This window comes from Streptomyces sp. AF1A (assembly GCF_047340315.1).
GTDB lineage: Bacteria > Actinomycetota > Actinomycetes > Streptomycetales > Streptomycetaceae > Streptomyces.
In genome coordinates this window covers 1-2,205 of the sequence record NZ_JBLEBI010000355.1, presented here as the reverse complement: position 1 = coordinate 2,205, position 2,205 = coordinate 1, and the positions used below count along the sequence as shown (strand labels likewise).

Annotated in this window: 2 protein-coding genes and 1 pseudogene; all 3 read left to right on the top strand. The window is 75.4% G+C overall.

Translation table 11 applies throughout. The annotated features are described in order from the left end of the window. Nucleotides 1–327, top strand: a pseudogene (locus ACLU3S_RS36760) (hypothetical protein); the annotation flags it as partial. Between the two features lie 339 nt (nt 328–666). After that, the gene (locus ACLU3S_RS36755) at nt 667–1,329 is read left to right on the top strand and encodes an RNA polymerase sigma factor (RefSeq protein ID WP_413956317.1); all 663 of its coding nucleotides are present in this window, start codon (nt 667–669) and stop codon (nt 1,327–1,329) included. Continuing rightward, the coding region (locus ACLU3S_RS36750) for a hypothetical protein (protein WP_413956316.1) at nt 1,329–2,205 on the top strand (877 nt) is incomplete at its 3' end. The genes ACLU3S_RS36755 and ACLU3S_RS36750, both read left to right, overlap by 1 nt.

Here is a 2,205-nt window from a genome sequence, read left to right as displayed (position 1 = left end):
CCGTCCTGTGCCGCACGCACCGCGGTGGTCAGCTCCGCCCCGTCCACCCACCCTCCCCACCCGGCCACCGCCCGGGACACCCTCGCCCACTGCCGTGCCTTCGAGAAGGCGGGCGAGCACGGCCACGCCCTGGACGCCACGGCCTGGCAACGGCTCGTCACCGCGGCGGGCGGTACGGACAAGGTCCCCGCGTACTGTGCCGCCCAACTGGTGCACGACAGCACCGGAAACGGTCGTTCATCGACGAACGGCCCCAAGGCCGACCGAACCGGGGCGCATTCCGAGCCGTCCGCCGCGAGGACGCAGCCGGCCGACGGTAAGAAGTGAGCAAGGAACGGCACGGCGCGGGACGGGGAGAAGCGGGCCGGAACCGCGGCAACGGCGGGTCCGGTGCGACCGCGGGGCAACGGCCGGGGCCGCCACCCCCCACAGGAGAGGCCCCGGCCGTCGCGCGGACGGGCCGCGCGGCGGCCCGTACTCTCTTCAGCGCCGTGAGTGCGTTTTCTGTCACACCCCGGACGCACTCGGTCCTCACCTGCCGCTCACCCTGTGCACATCCGCACACGGTCACGAGTTAGTTGCATCTTCTACAGACATGGACGGGGAGAGGTTTCACGCCGTAACGTGCCATTCGCGCCGACCGAAGACAGGCGTAAAGGGAGTGCGGTGCTGGGGGACGACGCGGAGCTGACCACCGCGGTGCGTGCGGCACAGGACGGAGACGAGACCGCGTTCCGTACCGTGTACCGCGCGGTGCATCCGCGGCTGCTCGGATACGTACGCACGCTGGTCGGCGATCCGGACGCCGAGGACGTGGCATCCGAGGCCTGGCTGCAGATCGCCAGGGACCTCGACCGGTTCAGCGGCGACGCCGACCGGTTCCGCGGCTGGGCCGCCCGGATAGCCCGCAACCGCGCTCTGGACCACATCCGCATGCGCGGCCGCCGGCCCGCGATCGGCGGCGACGAGACGGAGCTGACCGGCCGGCCCGCCGAGTCGGACACGGCCGGCGAGGCCATCGAGGCGCTCGCCACCGACAGCACCCTCTCCCTCATCGCACGGCTCCCGCAGGACCAGGCCGAGGCGGTCGTCCTGCGGGTGGTGGTCGGCCTGGACGCCAAGACCGCGGCCGAGACGCTGGGCAAACGCGCGGGCGCCGTGCGCACCGCCGCGCACCGCGGCCTGAAACGGCTCGCGGAACTGCTCGGCGACGATCCGGAATCGGCGGGCGTGCTCGACGCCCTGCCGCCGCAACGAGAACCGCGCCGGAGCGCGGTGACGTCCGCAACTGTGACGCATCCACGCGCGCGGACGCAGAAGGACATGTGATGGCCGACGAGCAGTACACGTGGCTCAACCGTGAGACGGCGGAACGCCTGCTGCGCGGTGAGCCGCTGGAAGCCGTCGACCTCTCCGCCCGTGACCAGGCCGAACGCCTTTCCCGGGCGCTAGGCGCGCTGTCCTCGCAGGCGGCCGCCGCCGACGGCGAACTCCCCGGCGAGCAGGCCGCCCTGGCCGCGTTCCGCAAGGCCCGCGAGGCCGCCGAGGCCGAACGGCCGGCCGGTGCCCTCACCGGCGGCGCCCCCGGCCGGTCCGTACCCGCGATCGACGCGGGCCTGGTCCGCATCGGGAGCCCGGCCGGTTCCGGAATCCGGGACCGCCGCCCCCGCTGGGGCCGCCCGGTGCGCTTCGCGCTGGCCGCGGTGATGGCCGCGGGCACCCTCGGCGGGGTCGCCATGGCCGCCGGCACCGGGGTGCTGCCCACACCGTTCGACGACCACCCCCACCCCGCCGCCTCCGTCACCGCCGGCACCTCCGGCCGGCCGCTCACCTCGCCCTCGCCACGGGCCACGCCCGGCACCGGCACTCCCGGCGGTCCGGCCACCGGTCGCGGGGACGCCTCCGGCCAGGCCTCCGGACCGGACGGCACCACGGGCACCGGCGCGCCGCCCGCCTCCGGCACCCCGTCCGCCCCCGGCGGCCCGCGCGGCGGTGTCGGCGCGGCCTGCCGCGACATCCGGGACGGCAGGGAGCTGGACGCGGGCCGCAGGCGCGCGCTGGAGAACCTGGCGGGCGGCTCCGCGCGCGTGACCCGGTACTGCAAGGTCCTGCTGGCCGCGGGGGACTCCGTCTCCGGCTCCCGGAAGGACGACGGCGAGGACAGGGACGGCAAGGGGCGGGACAAGGGCCACGGCAAGGGCGACC